This is a genomic window from Cognatiyoonia sp. IB215446, assembly GCF_033963825.1.
GTDB lineage: Bacteria > Pseudomonadota > Alphaproteobacteria > Rhodobacterales > Rhodobacteraceae > Yoonia.
On the sequence record NZ_JAXBMD010000002.1, the window covers coordinates 713,572 to 727,019 of the forward strand.

The window sequence follows — 13,448 nt, forward strand, 5'->3', positions numbered from 1 at the left end:
TTTCTAGCTGTCGGCGGAGGGAAGGTTAAGGCCCGCTTGTGCAGCGTAGACCTTGGCGACGGCTGCATCGTCCTCGCGACCCAGACCCATCGCCACGGCTTTCTGGTATTGCGCAAGCGCAGTCTCTGTGATGGGGGCCTCAAACCTCGCTGATTGCGCAATGTCGCGGACAATGCCGAGATCCTTCGGCCAGATATTGACGGCGGACCGAGCAGCATAGTCGCCATCCACAACATGCGGCGCGCGGTTTTCGAGCATCCATGATGTCCCGGCACATTTGCTGATGACCTTTAGAAAGTCGCTGGGTGCGATCCCTTGGGTCATGCCGAAGGTCATCGCTTCGGCCATCGCAGCGATATGGACACCAGCAAGCATTTGATTGACCGCTTTCATCGCAGAGCCCGCCCCGGCGGCTGCGCCCAGTTCAAAGACGGTGTCTGCCATGGCATCAAGGACCGGACCGGCAGCGTCAAGAGCTTGCTTTGTGCCAGAGGCCATGATGGAGAGTTGCCCGGTCGCAGCCTTTGCCGACCCGCCCGAGATGGGCGCATCCAGATAATGAACCTGATAGCCATCGCATCTTTCGGCCATATCAGATGCGAATGCGGGGGGTACGGTCGCACAGCCCAACACGACCGCCCCTTTTTTCATTTGCGGAACGATGCCGTCAGAGCCAAATAGCACCTCTGCCGTCTGATCGGCGTTCAGTACAACAATGACGGCCGCGTCAAGTCCTCCGGGGTCCAGATCAGAGGTTGCACCCCCAATATCCTGAAAGCGGCGCATAGTCCCCTCATCAAGATCGACACCCCAAACCTTATGTCCAGCGCGCAGGATCGATTCTGCGATGCCAAATCCCATCGCGCCCAAGCCAAAAACAGCAACATTCATCACAATCTCTCCCTGACCGATCTCAAGACAAGGGATGGCCGATGTCGGAGGTGACAACAACCCTCGCCGGTAGGGTCAGGTATTCCATACCAGTGTGAACGGTGTTCAATTTAGTGTTGATTTGCGCGATGCTGTTCGATAATTCATGAACATCGTTCACATTGGAGCAAAGCAATGAAAGTCCTGAAAGTCATAATCATCCCTGTCATCCTTGGTCTTGCGATGGCGTGTACCACGCCGAGCGCACAACACGCGGCACAATCCGCAGATCACAGCGCCCAGGCGACCGGCCATGGCGTGAGCGCAGCGGCTACTAGCGCCGCAACCGTCACGGCGGTGCCCGTTGTCGCCGCAGGGTCTGTTCTGAGCGTGAGCGGTGCCGCCTTGGAAGAGGTTGGCGAAGGCGCTGCCGAGGCTGGGTTAGAGGTGCTGGATGCAGCTCTGGGCCACGCCCCAGCGCATACTTGCCCGACGGGCACCGTTGCAGCGCAGCACGCATGTGTTGCGCCTGATGGTCCACCGCAATTGCGCTAGGGGAGTGAAGATCATGAAAAAGCTCTTGGCTCTGCTAAGTATCGTCGCGGCCTGCATCTTGCCCGCCTCTTCTCATGCGGGCAGTAGCAACGCGGCAAACCCGGTTTTGCCTGCCGCCAAGGTCGCCGCATTCTCTAACCGCGTGCAGCAGGATCTGGCCGCACGCGGGGCAAATGTTGCGATTGTGGCGCGTGTTGGCCGCGATCCGTCACTCCTGCCCGAAGGGATCCGCTATACCCATGTCGCCTTCTGGGTGTATTCAGACATTCAGCAGCCAAATGGCCAAAGAGGGCGGGGGTATCGCGTATACAACCTGTACCAGCGCAACGGTGATCTGACACGCAGCGATTTGATCCAGGATCGCCCGGTTGACTTTTTTGCGGCGGCACAGCGGCTTGATGCGGGTGTGATCATTCCCGATCCGCGTCTGCAGCAGCAATTGCTGGATGTAATCACCAGCCCGACCTATGCCGCTTTGCACAATCCGACCTATTCGGTTCTTGCCAATCCCGGTTCGGCGCAGTTTCAGAATTGTACCGAACATACGCTCGATGTGCTGATGGCGGCCCTTTATGACACATCCGATCCGCGTCAGATCAAGGCCAACATCGTAGCGCATTTTCAGGGGCAAGAGGTCAGACTAAACGGCCTGCAGCGGCTTTTCGCGCCCGCGGCGTCGCGCGCCCTGACAACGGCTGACCATGGTTCGGTCGTTCGTACGGCCACATTCGGATCCATCGCCCGCTTTATGGACGCTCACGACCTTGCGGACTTGACCTACAGGATCACGCCGGACCGGCTGGTGCGTTACTAGCGGTACATCGCCTCAAACCGATTAAACCCAATGCGTTTGGGACACGGTTTGGGGCAAATGACCCGAAAGTGACACGGAAGCCGTTGTTTCCACGCCGATTCCTGCGTAACCATCTTTGGGTCATATCTGTAGCCAAACGAGATAGGTGAGCCATGTTCAATCGACGTCATTTCATTATGACATCAACGGCGCTGTTTTCTGCCCCGATCGCCCAGCCGGTCTTTGGACAGGAGGTCGACCCCGAGGCGGAACCTGTCGATCCGGCAGCTCTCATCGAAGAAGAGCCGCCACGGCCTCCGGTCTCGCCCCCGTCACGTTGGGCTGGATGGGATGCGCGGGTCACGCCGCGCAATTACGACCCGTTTACATCGAACCCCTGGGGCCTGCATTCGCGCTTTTTGCCGACTGTTGTGGAGGCCAATCCCAACCTGACGCCCGGCGACATCCACGTCGACGCGATTGCGCGGTATCTCTACCACATTCGGCCCGATGGGACGGCAATGCGCTATGGCGTGGCGATCGCGCGGGGCAGCCTTTATGAGCCCGGCACTTACACGATCCGGCGCAAGGCCAAGTGGCCCACATGGCGCCCGACGGATGACATGATCGAACGCGACCCACGCTCGTTCGAGCGTTTCAAAGATGGCGTCGATGGTGGCCCGACCAATCCGCTTGGGTCGCGTGCATTCTATCTCTACGTCGGCCGGCGCGACACATATCTGCGTATTCATGGCACACCATCACCGCGCTCCATCGGTGGTCGCGCCAGCTCTGGCTGCGTGCGGATGGTCATGGCCCATATCATCGGGCTTTACGATCAGGTCGCGACGGGATCGACGGCAGTGCTCTATGCGACAGAAGACGGCGTGACAGCGCGCAGTTAACTCGCCGGAACTTCTGCGGGGCTGGCCGCACAGATTGGCCGGCCCTCTTTCGTGCGCAGCGGCAAGAGCGTCGTTTCAACCGGGCCAGCATGGCTGTACCAGTAGCAATTGTCCTCTTCCAGCAGCACGACCTTTTCAAGATTCTGAAATGGCGCCGCGATGGATAGAACACCTTCCGGCACGTTGCGCAGGTAACGCTGCCCGTCGGGCCCTTGCACAGTCTCGCAGGCAGCCAATGTTAGCACGACAATGATCGTAAGGTATTTCTGACTGGTCACAGGACATCCCCTTGTTGTTGGGGCGGTGCTAATCACTTCGTCCGACAAGACGCAACAGAAGGCGGTGCGTGGCCCATCATTTTTTGCGGATGTGTCGCAATTCAACCTTTCCTTGCGTCTGTGTGGACCATGAGTTTTTCCAACCCATGGAAATGGTAGACATCGCCATAGCGCGGCGTTGAAACGATGTGCAGATCGGGGCAGCGCTGAAAGAGCACCTGGAGCGCGATTTGTAACTCGAGCCTTGCGAGCGGCGCACCGACGCAGAAATGGATACCGCCGCCAAAGCTCGTATTCTTAGGCCCCATGCGGTTGGGGGTGAAACTGTTGGGGGTGTCGTAGGCTTTGGGGTCGCGATTGGCCGCACCAAGAAGGCAGGCGATCTGGTCGCCGCGCCTGAAGTGATGCCCCGCCATCTCGAGCTCCTCATAAACCCAGCGCGTGAACATATGCAGCGGCGGATCATAGCGGATGATCTCTTCCACACAGGTTTCAGTGATCTCGCGATGATCGTGTTCCAGCAGCGTCTTCGTGCCATTCCCCAACGTGTGTACGGTCGCCTCATGCCCTGCATTCAAAAGCAGAATGCAGGTTGTGATCAGTTCGTCTTCGCTGAGCTTCTCCCCTTCGTCACGTGCCGCAATGAGGTTTGAGATCAGGTCGGGCCCCGGAGATGTACGCCGCGTGGCGATAGTCTCGCGCATGAACTCCGTAAAGGCGTTTGTGGCGGCGATAGCGGCATCCTCGATCTCGCACGTGCGGCGTGCCTGATACATGGCGACTATGGCGTTCGACCAGCGCAGCAAGTCATCCGCATGCACGCCGGGGACGCCCAGTAAACGGGCGATGATCTGAACCGGGACCGGCTGGGCATAATGTGTCAGCAGGTCAAAGGGTTCATCGGGGAACTGATCGACCAGATCATGGCAAAGCTGCGTGATTTCGGGCGCGAGGGCCGCAATTGTGCGGCTGGTAAACGCGCGCAGGACCAGAGCACGCAGTCGGGTATGGCGCGGCGGTTCAAGTTCCAGCATCGAATGCGCCTCAACATCGTAGAAGGGGCGCAATCTGGCCGGGATGTCTGGCGCCTTCTCGGGTGGTGCCTCACGGCCCATCCTTTTGTCGCGTAGAACCGCATGAACAGCGGCGTGGCTGACAGCGCATGCCATCCCGTATTCGTTCCACCAAAAAAAATCGCCAGCGACACGGGCCTGATCATAAAATGGATAGGGGTTCTGGACAAAAATCGGCTCGGTCGGCGATTGGGCAAAGCATTCCATGGGCGCAGCTTTGGCCGAGCATCTTGCCCATTGCAAGTGGCCGTCATACGACCTGCCTGCATGTCAAGGACTGATGATGAATAGGGATGTCCCGCCACTACGAGCGTTTCAATCAGGGGGTGCGCGGAGGCTATCACAACCTCTCTGGGTGGTTTCGCGCGACATTCTGACGCGCCAAGCCTGCCTCTTTTTTGTGCTAGCCTGCATGCAATTGAATGCCGTCCTATCGGGAACAGGGAACGTGTGGCACTCAATTTGCCAGCAAGGGAGGGAGCGTTCATGGCCAGAGTGCCAATGGACGAAGGTGCGTTCGACCGCTCCGAATACGACCGGGCCGATCAACAATTTCGATTGGCCAAACAAAAGCTACCGCGCGAGGCAGTCAATGACCTCGCGCGTGAAGTTGTGAGGCGTTTGAGGTTTCGTATGCCCAGGACAATGCGCAAAGAGGATCTGCCAGGTGTCGCAGAGATAGATTTGCTTTGTTCCGCATTGCTATCACCCAACGAAGATGCCGCCGATCAACTGATCATGGCCGCGCGCCGTGATGGCGTGGATGTCGATGCGATCTATCTGGGTTACGTCGCTGGTGCCGCGCGGCGACTTGGCGAGATGTGGGATGCTGATGAAGTGTCGTTCATTGATGTCACATTGGGGTGCGCAAAGCTTTATCGGATTATTCGCGGCCTACGCCATATCGTGGCCCCTGGGATCGTGTTTGGGCGTGATGAAAAACCGGCGCTCTTTGCGCTGGTTCCTGGAGAGACCCATACGCTTGGCATTGAGATGGCTACCGACCTGTTTCGCCGCGAAGGGTGGGACGTGGATATGATGGTCGGGCTTGATCACGAAGTTCTCGTCGATCAGGCCGAACATCGCAGCTATCAGGCCATTGTTCTTGTGGCAAACAGCGACGGGATGATGCAGCCGCTGATCCGGCTCATCCTCGCTTTGCGGATCACGCAGCCGCTGGCGCATATCGTTGTGGCCGGAAACATCCTCGATCATCACCCGGACATCATTCACATGGTGGGCGCTGATGCGGTCATCAAGGATATTCAGACGGCAATTACAAAGCTACGCTCGGTCATGGATGAGCCGCTTTAGAGCAGTCAACTATTCTCTAGCGCGGTAATGATCGGCGAAAAGTCATCGGCCTTCAGGCTCGCCCCGCCCACAAGGGCGCCGTCGACATCTGCCACGCTGAAGATGTCGCTTGCGTTGCTGCCTTTGACAGAGCCGCCATAGAGGATGCGCATCTCTGTGCCGTCGCTGAACCGATCGGTCAGCCGTTTGCGGATATGGGCATGGACCTCGCCGATTTGGGTGAGGGTCGGCACTTTGCCGGTCCCGATGGCCCAGACAGGCTCATAGGCGATCACCGTGTTTTCCGCATCGGCGCTATCCGGTACGGAGCCTTTGAGTTGGGCGTCGATGACGGCCAGTGTGGTGCCGCCTTCGCGCTCTTCCAGTGTCTCGCCGATGCAGATGACCGCGATCAGCCCGGCATCATAGGCCGCGCGAGACTTGGCTGCGACATCGGCGCTGGTTTCGCCATGATCTGTCCGACGTTCGGAATGCCCCGTGATCACATAGCTCGCCCCGGCATCGGCCAGCATTTCGGCACTGACATCGCCGGTATGCGCACCGCTATCTGCCGCATAACAATCCTGCCCGCCGATGTCGAAAGGCGTGTCCTCGCAGGCGCTGATCAGCGTTGTGGGCGGGCAGATCAGGATGTCCACATCCGCATCGCCGTGCTTTTCCTCCAGCTTGGCCAGCTCCACCAGATTGGCGCGCAGCCCGTTCATCTTCCAGTTTCCGGCGGCGAGTTTGCGAGGCATGGGTCCGGGTCCTTTCGTCTGGTCCGGTGACTTGCTAGCAAGTCCGCGCCGGAAGCGGAAGGGATGGTGGCTATCGCGGTGGCGATGTCAGGACGTCAGAAAGCGCCGAGCCCAATCGCAGGCCGTCTCTGGATCATCCAATGCACTTTCGGGAAGCGACCAATAGGGCATGTTGTGGAACTGTTCGGCCCCTTCATCGGCGAGCATTGCGGCCGTTTCAGATGTTGCCTTGACGTAGATGCGCCCCTCGCTGCTGACCAGGGCAAAGATTGCAGCGTCTAGGTAAAGGCCAAGCCCGCCGAACATCTTGCGCGATGTAACTTGGCCCAGATCAGAGAAAAGGTCGGTTGCGAACGCGATATCTGCGTCGCTGACAGACATTACTTGGCGGTCAGGCTTTCGTCGAATTTGATCGACTCGCCGCAGCCGCAGGCATCGGTCACATTGGGATTGCGGAATTTGAACCCGGCTTCGAGGAGCGAGACTTCGTAGTCGATCTCTGTCCCGAAAAGGAACATCTGTGCCATGGGCGCGATCATGACGCGGGCGCCGTCCTGCTCGACCACTTCATCAAGCGGATCCACTTCGGTCACGTAATCCATCGTATATTCCATGCCCGCACAGCCGCCTTTCTTGACGCCAATGCGCAGGCCCTGATGGCCATCCTTGTCCATCAGCTTGGCGATTTGTGCGGCGGCCTTGTCTGTGATCGTGACCGCCTGTTTGCCTGGAATGCCGAACATGTCTGTGCTCCTTTGCCGGTATATGTAGGGCAGGGGGACGGCCCGCTCAAGATGGTGTCGGGTCGATCCCGGTGATTGTGATGAGCGACAATGTCGCATAGCTGACCAAAAGCGCCCAGCCGAATGAGGCGAGCGTGCCGATGATCACGTATTCACTGGCGCGCTGATCCTTTGAGGCTGTGTCGAACCGCAGGATGGATTTCGCAGCAATCAGGAAGCCGATGCCTGCGGGTTGGCCCACAAGCACCATCAGGTAGATCAGCCCGCGTTCCAGGATGCCGATCATCCGGCCCGCTTCGGGGAGGCTTTCGTGCTGCAGGTTCTCATAATCCGCCATCAGAAGGCCAACAGCCGGGCCGCCCGCAAAGACGCAAAGGATTAGCCCAGCGCTAAGGGCGAGAATGTATTGCGCAAGGGGCGTGGCATCTGGCCAAAGCAGCGCGAGGTCTGGCCAGAACCATAAGACGCCTGCGATAACCGCGTAGTGGGCCAGTTGGTCGGTGATATAGGGCCAGAGCTTGTCGGGGGCGTAATGCGTCTTGATCAGGTCGATGACCAGATGTGTGCCCGCGATAGTGAGCGTGGGCAGAAGCTCTCCCTTCAGGGCGATGAACGAGAGCACGAACACAATGCCGATATGGGCGGCCATCGCCTCTGGCTTTTTCTTGTTGGCGAGGATCCAGCTGTTCTGGAGCGGGTAATCGGCCAGAAGATGGGCCAGAAAGAGGGCAAGTGCGGTGGTCAGCATTATGATTGTGCCGTGTGTTCTGAAAAGTCGTGATGACGGATAGCGTAAAGCGCATTGTCAAAGTAGTGGAGGCCTGCGCCGGATAATCGGCTTTGCACTGCCTGTCGCGTCACACCCAGTTGAGCGGCGATGTCTTCGTGGCGTTTGAATTCGCCCTCCAGCCAGAGCGCGATCGCTTGCGCCTGTGTGGCCGTCCAGCCGCTGGCGACGCATTCGGCCAGATCGATGATCGCAACTTCAGCGGTGTCGATCCCTTGACCCGCAAGCGCGATCAGCCTGTTGCCGCCCATATGTTCAAGGTGGTCGCCAGAGATGAAAAACGCCGTGCCTGTTGCATCCGCCAGATCGCGCGTGCCAAGGGTTTCGACGGCGCCGACGCCGATTGAGATGCGCGTGTCGATTTCGGAGTGATCGGCTTTTAGCCGGGCAATGATGTAAAGCGCGGCGTCGAGCAGCAGGGTTGGGTTCGTCAGCACGACCTGCCAGCCATCGCCGCGATAGCGGGTGAACCGCAGATCAATGTCCCATGCCGCACCAAAGCGCGCCGCCGCGTCGCGCAGGATTTTCAGCGTCGCGTCGACAGTGGCGGTGTCGGCCTTGCGCGATTTGATCAGATCGCCAGTCAGAACAGCGCAGATGGGATACTTTTGCATGAGCAAAAGGTAATATTTGCTCTTCTATAAAGCAAGGAAATTTATTTGCTTCATACTAAAGCAAAGATCCGGGGGCGCTGGGCACCCCCGGATGAGTGTGGCTTAAAGCCCCATGCAGTTTGCGTAATAGGTCGTTGTCGCTGGCCAGTCAGAGAAGACGCCAACAACGCCCACATCCTGGGCCAAGGCATCAAGGACCTCGAAATAGACACCGTCATTGTCAGTCACTTCTGCCACGGACTGGAAATACCAGCCGCCACCGCCGCCCAAGGGGCCAGAGCGTTCCAGCGTCCAGGTGATAATGTTCAAATCCGCCGCATTCGCCGCATTCGCAAGGGCAGAGGGGACGATCTCGCCATCTTCTACCGTCAGCAGCATCCAGGTCGGTGGCGCGATATATTGGATGCCCATCGCCTTCAACTCTTCCATCGTGTTGGGCCATGTGCTGGGGTCCATGGGCGAATAGCCTTCGATATTGTATTCATCCATCAGATAGACGGCCTGCGCACCGAATTCCGGTTCGTTTTCAATCCAGTAGAGCACGTCTTCAAGGTTGAAGGATTGCAGCCAGACATCGGAGGCCGGCACCCCGGCGGCCTTGTATTCGTCCACCAGCTTCTGCGCGTAGTCTTCCTGGCTAAAGCCGTTGAAGGGCATGTCGACTGATGGTGTTTTCAGCTCTGGCGTGAACTTGGCGCCCAGATCGCGGAAGATTTCGATGGAGTCCGCATGGGTCATCAGCGTGGTGTTGTCGACATAAAGATCGGTGCGCCAGTTCGCAGTGCCGCCGAGATATTCCTCAGGCGTTGTGGCGCTGCTGTCAGAGGCATCCATCTTGGGTTCAAGCGTTTGGAACTCGGCCAGTGTGATATCGCTGGTGCGGCATTCCGCCGTGGCCGCTGTGTCACCGGATGCGGGGCTGAAAGGGACGGTGCATTGATCGGCCAGATCGGTGACCAGGATGTTGGTTGTCGTGTGCAGGTCGTTTTGTGCGTGACGGCAGACCAGTTCCAGATCGGATGTAAAAGTTACGTCACATTCCAGGATACCAGCGCCCATCTGTGCAGCCGCCACGTTTGATTCGACCGTGTGCTCAGGGAAGAGCAGCGGTGCGCCCCTGTGGCCGATGGAGAAGTCTGACTTTTGCGGAGTCTGCATCGCGCACGATTCCAGCTGTGTTTTCAATGGGCTGTCATCCATTTGCGCGATAAGAAATGCCGGGCGTGGACCATATGTCAGCGCCGTTTCAGCGACCGCAGCGGATCCAGCCAGAATGGCAAAAAGTGAGAGAGAAAAACGTTTCATTGCAGGCTCCACAATTGTTGATGAAGCCGGGCATGCGGTGCCTTTGTGAAACTTACGCTACATTTTAGTGACTGTTTGTCGAAATCTTACATGAACCCAAGCTCAAGGCGCGCCTCGTCCGACATCATGTCCATGCCCCATTGTGGCTCAAACGTCATTTCAACATCAACCTGCTTAACGCCGGGTAAGGGTTCAATCGCGTCAGCCACCCATCCCGGCATTTCGCCCGCGACGGGGCAGCCGGGGGCTGTGAGCGTCATGATAACATTCACGGCGTTATCGTCTTTAATATCAATGGTGTAGATCAGGCCGAGGTCGTAGATGTTGACGGGGATTTCGGGGTCGTAAACCGATCTGCAGGCCTGCACGATGTCCTCGTAAAGCGGATGATCGGTGGTGGAGGGCGCAATCATCGGCGCGCCTTCAAGCTGAGCATTGCTGTCGGTCATGGCGGTTTATCCCTAATCCTGAGCGAAGATATAGGGATTGGCCCGGTTGGCGTAAAGGGGCGGCAGCAACTTGACGAAGGGTGAGATTATCGTGGCCGGGCAGGGTTTCCCACGGCAGTTTGGCCCGCAGCCACATCACGTGTGACCACCGTACCGGCGCCGATGACCGCGTCATCGCCGATGGTCACGCCCGGCAGCAGCAGCGCCCCGCCACCGATCCAGACATTGCGGCCAATGGTGATAGGTTTGCCCATTTCCCATCCTTCGGCGCGCTCGGAAGGATCGCGAGGGTGGTCGGCGGTCAGAATTTGCGTGCCCGGACCAATCTGCGTGTCGGCCCCGATATGGATCGGACAGACATCCAGCAGAACACAGCCATAATTCAGAAAGACACCCGGGGCGCAGTGAATATTGAAGCCGTAATCGACATAGAAAGGCGGGCGAATGACTGCACCGTGATGGGTGCCCAGTAACGCGCCGAGCAACCGTGTCCGCTCCGTATCATCGCCATAGACCGTCTGATTGTAGTCGCGCATCAGCCCCTGTGCGCGCTTGCGCGCCGCAACAAGCTCAGCATCGCCTGCCCGGTACAATTCACCGGTAATCATGCGCTCTTTCTGGCTGGTATAGGTCATCCGAGTCTCTTGTGATCGTTGATTTTGAAGGCCTCACGCATCCTGCACCTGCACGCTGAAATCGCAACAGGGTCGCAAAGGCTATGCCCTCTTGGCATTTGCGCGCGGATCGGACATGAGGCGCGGATGACCCAACGCTTCTCTTTTTCGCTCCAGGCAACCGATGGCAAAGCCCGGACGGGTGTGATCTCGACACCCCGCGGTGACATCCGCACGCCAGCCTTTATGCCCGTGGGCACGGCAGCGACCGTGAAGGCGATGATGCCCGAAAGCGTGGCCGCCACCGGCGCGGATATCTTGCTTGGCAATACCTATCACCTGATGTTGCGCCCCACAGCGGAGCGAATTGATCGGTTGGGTGGCCTGCATAAGTTCATGAATTGGTCGAAGCCGATCCTGACCGATAGCGGCGGCTTTCAGGTGATGAGCCTGTCTGGTTTGCGCAAGCTGACCGAGGAAGGGGTGACGTTCAAATCTCATATCGACGGCTCCAAACATCACCTCACGCCGGAACGATCGATGGAGATTCAAAAGCTGCTGGGTTCGGACATCGTGATGTGTTTTGACGAATGCCCAGCGCTGCCCGCAGATCGCGACCGGATCAAAAGCAGCATGGAATTGTCGATGCGTTGGGCGCAACGATCACGTGACGCCTTTGGTGACCGCCCGGGACATGCCCTATTCGGCATTCAACAGGGCGGGCTTGAAGAAGACTTGCGCGCCCAATCGGCAGAGGCTTTGCGCGCGACCGAATTTGACGGCTACGCCGTCGGCGGTCTTGCCGTGGGCGAAGGGCAGGAGGCGATGTTCGGCGTTCTGGATTTCGCGCCTGATCAATTGCCGGTGGAGAAGCCCCGTTATCTGATGGGCGTCGGCAAGCCCGATGATATCGTGGGTGCGGTGAAACGCGGGATCGACATGATGGATTGCGTGCTGCCCTCACGTTCTGGCCGCACCGGTCAGGTTTTCACCCGGCGCGGCGTCATCAATATCAAGAACGCGCGCCATGCAGATGATCCGCGCGCCCTAGACGAAGACTGCACATGCCCCGCCTGTCGACATTACTCACGCGCCTATCTGCATCACGTCTTTCGCGCGCAAGAAATGATTTCCGGCATGCTGCTGACCTGGCACAACCTGCACTATTTCCAAGAGATCATGGCCGGGATGCGCACAGCGATCGCCGAGGGTCGCTTTGCCGCCTGGGAGGCGGATTTTCATGCACAGCGCGCGCTCGGCGATATTGCACCCATATGATCGCGAGCGAGGTCAGTGTTCAAAGCGAGGGTGTGACGCTGGTTGGCACTAAAGTCGTGCCTGAACATGCCAAGGCCGTCGTGCTCTTGGTTCACGGGTCGGGGCCCCTCGACCGCGACCAGAACAGCAAGGCCGCGAAGCTGGAAACCTTTTCTTACCTTGCGACCGCTTTCGCAGATGCGGGCTATGCCAGTATCCGTTGGGACAAGCGCGGGATCGGTGCGTCTGGCGGCGATTATCAGGCCCTGCGGCAGGCGCAACTTGTCGCAGATGTCAGAGCCTGGATCGGGGCGGCACAGAACCTGGGGCCAATCTATCTTCTGGGGCATTCCGAAGGGACAGCAATTGCGACCGAGGCCGCGCAGGGGCAGGATGTCGCCGGGCTGATCCTGATCTGTCCCTATATCACACCGGGGGGCGAGATTCTGGTCCGTCAGGCGGCAAAGGCGGACGTTGCGGTTGATCAATTGACCGGCCTTGGCGGATGGCTTGCACGGATCACAACCCGCATCATCGGGCGACCGAGTCAGGTGCAGGCCCGTATTGTGCGCAAGCTGGCACAGACCGACAGTGCGTATATCAGGGTCGGTCTGCGCAAAGTCCCCGCGCATTGGTTGCGTGATTTCGTGGCGGCTGACCTTGATGCAATTCATCGCAGCAACCAGCGTCCCACCTTGTTGATCGTTGCCGCACATGACGCCCAATGCCCGCCCGAAGATGGTGCACGCATTGCTGCATTGAATGCCCAAGCGGAGCTCCGGCAGATTTCCGGCCTTTCCCACATTCTTCGGCCGACTGACAATGACAGTCTCGCCGATTACCCACGTCAGTTGAAAATACCCAATGATCCGCGTGTTGCGGAAACGGTTCTCGACTGGTTGCGGCGCCAATGAATGCGCGAGTGCCAGGCCCTGACGTGACGTGACCCTACGGCGCTACAAGACGACCCGTATTTCAACACCGCGCCTGTTGAGAGTGTAGATTGGCCTGCTGCATTGTGTTTGCGCCATCCGTGGATGCAAACGATGCACACCTTGCGCAAAGTCATTCTTCGTTCACTGGCCATTTTATCGGCAAACATTAATCATTTTGGCGTTGTATGCTTGCAGCGGAAACGTGATAGAGGCAGTCTG

Annotated in this window: 17 protein-coding genes; 6 read left to right on the forward strand and 11 right to left on the reverse strand. The window is 58.4% G+C overall.

All coding sequences use genetic code 11. The annotated features are described in order from the left end of the window. Positions 1-3: 3 nt before the first annotated feature. Entirely contained in the window at positions 4-891 is an 888-nt protein-coding gene (ltnD, locus tag SLH49_RS11100) for an L-threonate dehydrogenase (protein WP_320269215.1), read from the reverse strand. 174 nt (positions 892-1,065) lie between these two features. On the opposite strand from ltnD, the gene SLH49_RS11105 reads away from it, so the two are divergent. The 3 genes from SLH49_RS11105 (at position 1,066) to SLH49_RS11115 (ending at position 3,123) form a co-directional block, all read left to right on the forward strand. Further along, positions 1,066-1,425, forward strand: a complete 360-nt coding sequence (locus SLH49_RS11105) for a hypothetical protein (protein WP_320269216.1) — start codon at positions 1,066-1,068, stop codon at positions 1,423-1,425. A gap of 13 nt (positions 1,426-1,438) precedes the next feature. Beyond that, entirely contained in the window at positions 1,439-2,239 is an 801-nt protein-coding gene (locus SLH49_RS11110) for a DUF2145 domain-containing protein (protein WP_320269217.1), read from the forward strand. Between the two features lie 152 nt (positions 2,240-2,391). Then, the gene (locus SLH49_RS11115; RefSeq protein WP_320269218.1) at positions 2,392-3,123 is read left to right on the forward strand and encodes a L,D-transpeptidase; all 732 of its coding nucleotides are present in this window, start codon (positions 2,392-2,394) and stop codon (positions 3,121-3,123) included. Here the strand turns inward: SLH49_RS11115 and SLH49_RS11120 are convergent. After that, the gene (locus SLH49_RS11120) at positions 3,120-3,401 is read right to left on the reverse strand and encodes a hypothetical protein (protein ID WP_320269219.1); all 282 of its coding nucleotides are present in this window, start codon (positions 3,399-3,401) and stop codon (positions 3,120-3,122) included. The two genes, SLH49_RS11115 and SLH49_RS11120, sit on opposite strands and share 4 nt — an antisense overlap. A gap of 101 nt (positions 3,402-3,502) precedes the next feature. Continuing rightward, positions 3,503-4,681, reverse strand: a complete 1,179-nt coding sequence (locus SLH49_RS11125; protein ID WP_320269220.1) for a cytochrome P450 — start codon at positions 4,679-4,681, stop codon at positions 3,503-3,505. A 279-nt stretch (positions 4,682-4,960) separates the two neighbouring features. Between SLH49_RS11125 and SLH49_RS11130 the strand changes: the two genes are divergently transcribed. Further along, positions 4,961-5,788 carry a cobalamin-binding protein gene (locus SLH49_RS11130; protein WP_320269221.1) on the forward strand — a complete coding sequence of 276 codons (828 nt, stop codon included), beginning with the start codon at positions 4,961-4,963 and terminating at the stop codon, positions 5,786-5,788. Positions 5,789-5,793: 5 nt separating this feature from the next. Here SLH49_RS11130 and tpiA read toward each other — a convergent pair whose 3' ends face one another. The 8 genes from tpiA to SLH49_RS11170 form a co-directional block, all read right to left on the reverse strand. Beyond that, positions 5,794-6,525, reverse strand: a complete 732-nt coding sequence (gene tpiA / locus SLH49_RS11135) for a triose-phosphate isomerase (RefSeq protein ID WP_320269222.1) — start codon at positions 6,523-6,525, stop codon at positions 5,794-5,796. A gap of 87 nt (positions 6,526-6,612) precedes the next feature. Continuing rightward, complete coding sequence (locus SLH49_RS11140; RefSeq protein ID WP_320269223.1) at positions 6,613-6,906, reverse strand: TfoX/Sxy family protein; 294 nt, start codon at positions 6,904-6,906, stop codon at positions 6,613-6,615. Further along, a complete protein-coding gene (locus SLH49_RS11145; protein ID WP_320269224.1) occupies positions 6,906-7,268 on the reverse strand; it encodes an iron-sulfur cluster assembly accessory protein in 363 nt (120 codons plus the stop codon). The genes SLH49_RS11140 and SLH49_RS11145 overlap by 1 nt, the downstream gene beginning before the upstream one ends. 46 nt (positions 7,269-7,314) lie before the next feature. Further along, positions 7,315-8,016: a DUF3307 domain-containing protein gene (locus SLH49_RS11150; protein WP_320269225.1), complete on the reverse strand. Its 702-nt coding sequence runs from the start codon at positions 8,014-8,016 to the stop codon at positions 7,315-7,317. Further along, on the reverse strand, positions 8,016-8,669 hold the full coding sequence (locus SLH49_RS11155; RefSeq protein WP_320269226.1) for a hypothetical protein: 654 nt from the start codon (positions 8,667-8,669) through the stop codon (positions 8,016-8,018). The genes SLH49_RS11150 and SLH49_RS11155 overlap by 1 nt, the downstream gene beginning before the upstream one ends. A gap of 102 nt (positions 8,670-8,771) precedes the next feature. Beyond that, the gene (locus SLH49_RS11160; RefSeq protein WP_320269227.1) at positions 8,772-9,974 is read right to left on the reverse strand and encodes a glycerophosphodiester phosphodiesterase family protein; all 1,203 of its coding nucleotides are present in this window, start codon (positions 9,972-9,974) and stop codon (positions 8,772-8,774) included. 86 nt (positions 9,975-10,060) lie between these two features. Next, positions 10,061-10,423 (reverse strand): SUF system Fe-S cluster assembly protein, encoded by a 363-nt coding sequence (locus SLH49_RS11165; RefSeq protein WP_320269228.1) that lies wholly within the window; start codon positions 10,421-10,423, stop codon positions 10,061-10,063. Positions 10,424-10,509: 86 nt separating this feature from the next. After that, positions 10,510-11,058: a sugar O-acetyltransferase gene (locus tag SLH49_RS11170; RefSeq protein ID WP_320269229.1), complete on the reverse strand. Its 549-nt coding sequence runs from the start codon at positions 11,056-11,058 to the stop codon at positions 10,510-10,512. A 126-nt stretch (positions 11,059-11,184) separates the two neighbouring features. Between SLH49_RS11170 and tgt the strand changes: the two genes are divergently transcribed. Further along, the gene (tgt, locus tag SLH49_RS11175) at positions 11,185-12,315 is read left to right on the forward strand and encodes a tRNA guanosine(34) transglycosylase Tgt (protein ID WP_320269230.1); all 1,131 of its coding nucleotides are present in this window, start codon (positions 11,185-11,187) and stop codon (positions 12,313-12,315) included. Beyond that, entirely contained in the window at positions 12,312-13,208 is an 897-nt protein-coding gene (locus SLH49_RS11180; protein WP_320269231.1) for an alpha/beta hydrolase, read from the forward strand. The genes tgt and SLH49_RS11180 overlap by 4 nt, the downstream gene beginning before the upstream one ends. The last annotated feature ends 240 nt before the right edge of the window (positions 13,209-13,448 follow it).

Excerpts from the sequence above, each read along its gene's own strand:
- ltnD (WP_320269215.1), bottom strand. The coding sequence starts at position 891 with ATGAATGTTGCTGTTTTTGGCTTGGGCGCGATGGGATTTGGCATCGCA.
- SLH49_RS11105 (WP_320269216.1), top strand. The coding sequence starts at position 1,066 with ATGAAAGTCCTGAAAGTCATAATCATCCCTGTCATCCTTGGTCTTGCG.
- SLH49_RS11110 (WP_320269217.1), top strand. The coding sequence starts at position 1,439 with ATGAAAAAGCTCTTGGCTCTGCTAAGTATCGTCGCGGCCTGCATCTTG.
- SLH49_RS11115 (WP_320269218.1), top strand. The coding sequence starts at position 2,392 with ATGTTCAATCGACGTCATTTCATTATGACATCAACGGCGCTGTTTTCT.
- SLH49_RS11125 (WP_320269220.1), bottom strand. The coding sequence starts at position 4,681 with ATGGAATGCTTTGCCCAATCGCCGACCGAGCCGATTTTTGTCCAGAAC.
- SLH49_RS11130 (WP_320269221.1), top strand. The coding sequence starts at position 4,961 with ATGGCCAGAGTGCCAATGGACGAAGGTGCGTTCGACCGCTCCGAATAC.
- tpiA (WP_320269222.1), bottom strand. The coding sequence starts at position 6,525 with ATGCCTCGCAAACTCGCCGCCGGAAACTGGAAGATGAACGGGCTGCGC.
- SLH49_RS11140 (WP_320269223.1), bottom strand. The coding sequence starts at position 6,906 with ATGTCTGTCAGCGACGCAGATATCGCGTTCGCAACCGACCTTTTCTCT.
- SLH49_RS11145 (WP_320269224.1), bottom strand. The coding sequence starts at position 7,268 with ATGTTCGGCATTCCAGGCAAACAGGCGGTCACGATCACAGACAAGGCC.
- SLH49_RS11150 (WP_320269225.1), bottom strand. The coding sequence starts at position 8,016 with ATGCTGACCACCGCACTTGCCCTCTTTCTGGCCCATCTTCTGGCCGAT.
- SLH49_RS11155 (WP_320269226.1), bottom strand. The coding sequence starts at position 8,669 with ATGCAAAAGTATCCCATCTGCGCTGTTCTGACTGGCGATCTGATCAAA.
- SLH49_RS11160 (WP_320269227.1), bottom strand. The coding sequence starts at position 9,974 with ATGAAACGTTTTTCTCTCTCACTTTTTGCCATTCTGGCTGGATCCGCT.
- SLH49_RS11165 (WP_320269228.1), bottom strand. The coding sequence starts at position 10,423 with ATGACCGACAGCAATGCTCAGCTTGAAGGCGCGCCGATGATTGCGCCC.
- SLH49_RS11170 (WP_320269229.1), bottom strand. The coding sequence starts at position 11,058 with ATGACCTATACCAGCCAGAAAGAGCGCATGATTACCGGTGAATTGTAC.
- tgt (WP_320269230.1), top strand. The coding sequence starts at position 11,185 with ATGACCCAACGCTTCTCTTTTTCGCTCCAGGCAACCGATGGCAAAGCC.
- SLH49_RS11180 (WP_320269231.1), top strand. The coding sequence starts at position 12,312 with ATGATCGCGAGCGAGGTCAGTGTTCAAAGCGAGGGTGTGACGCTGGTT.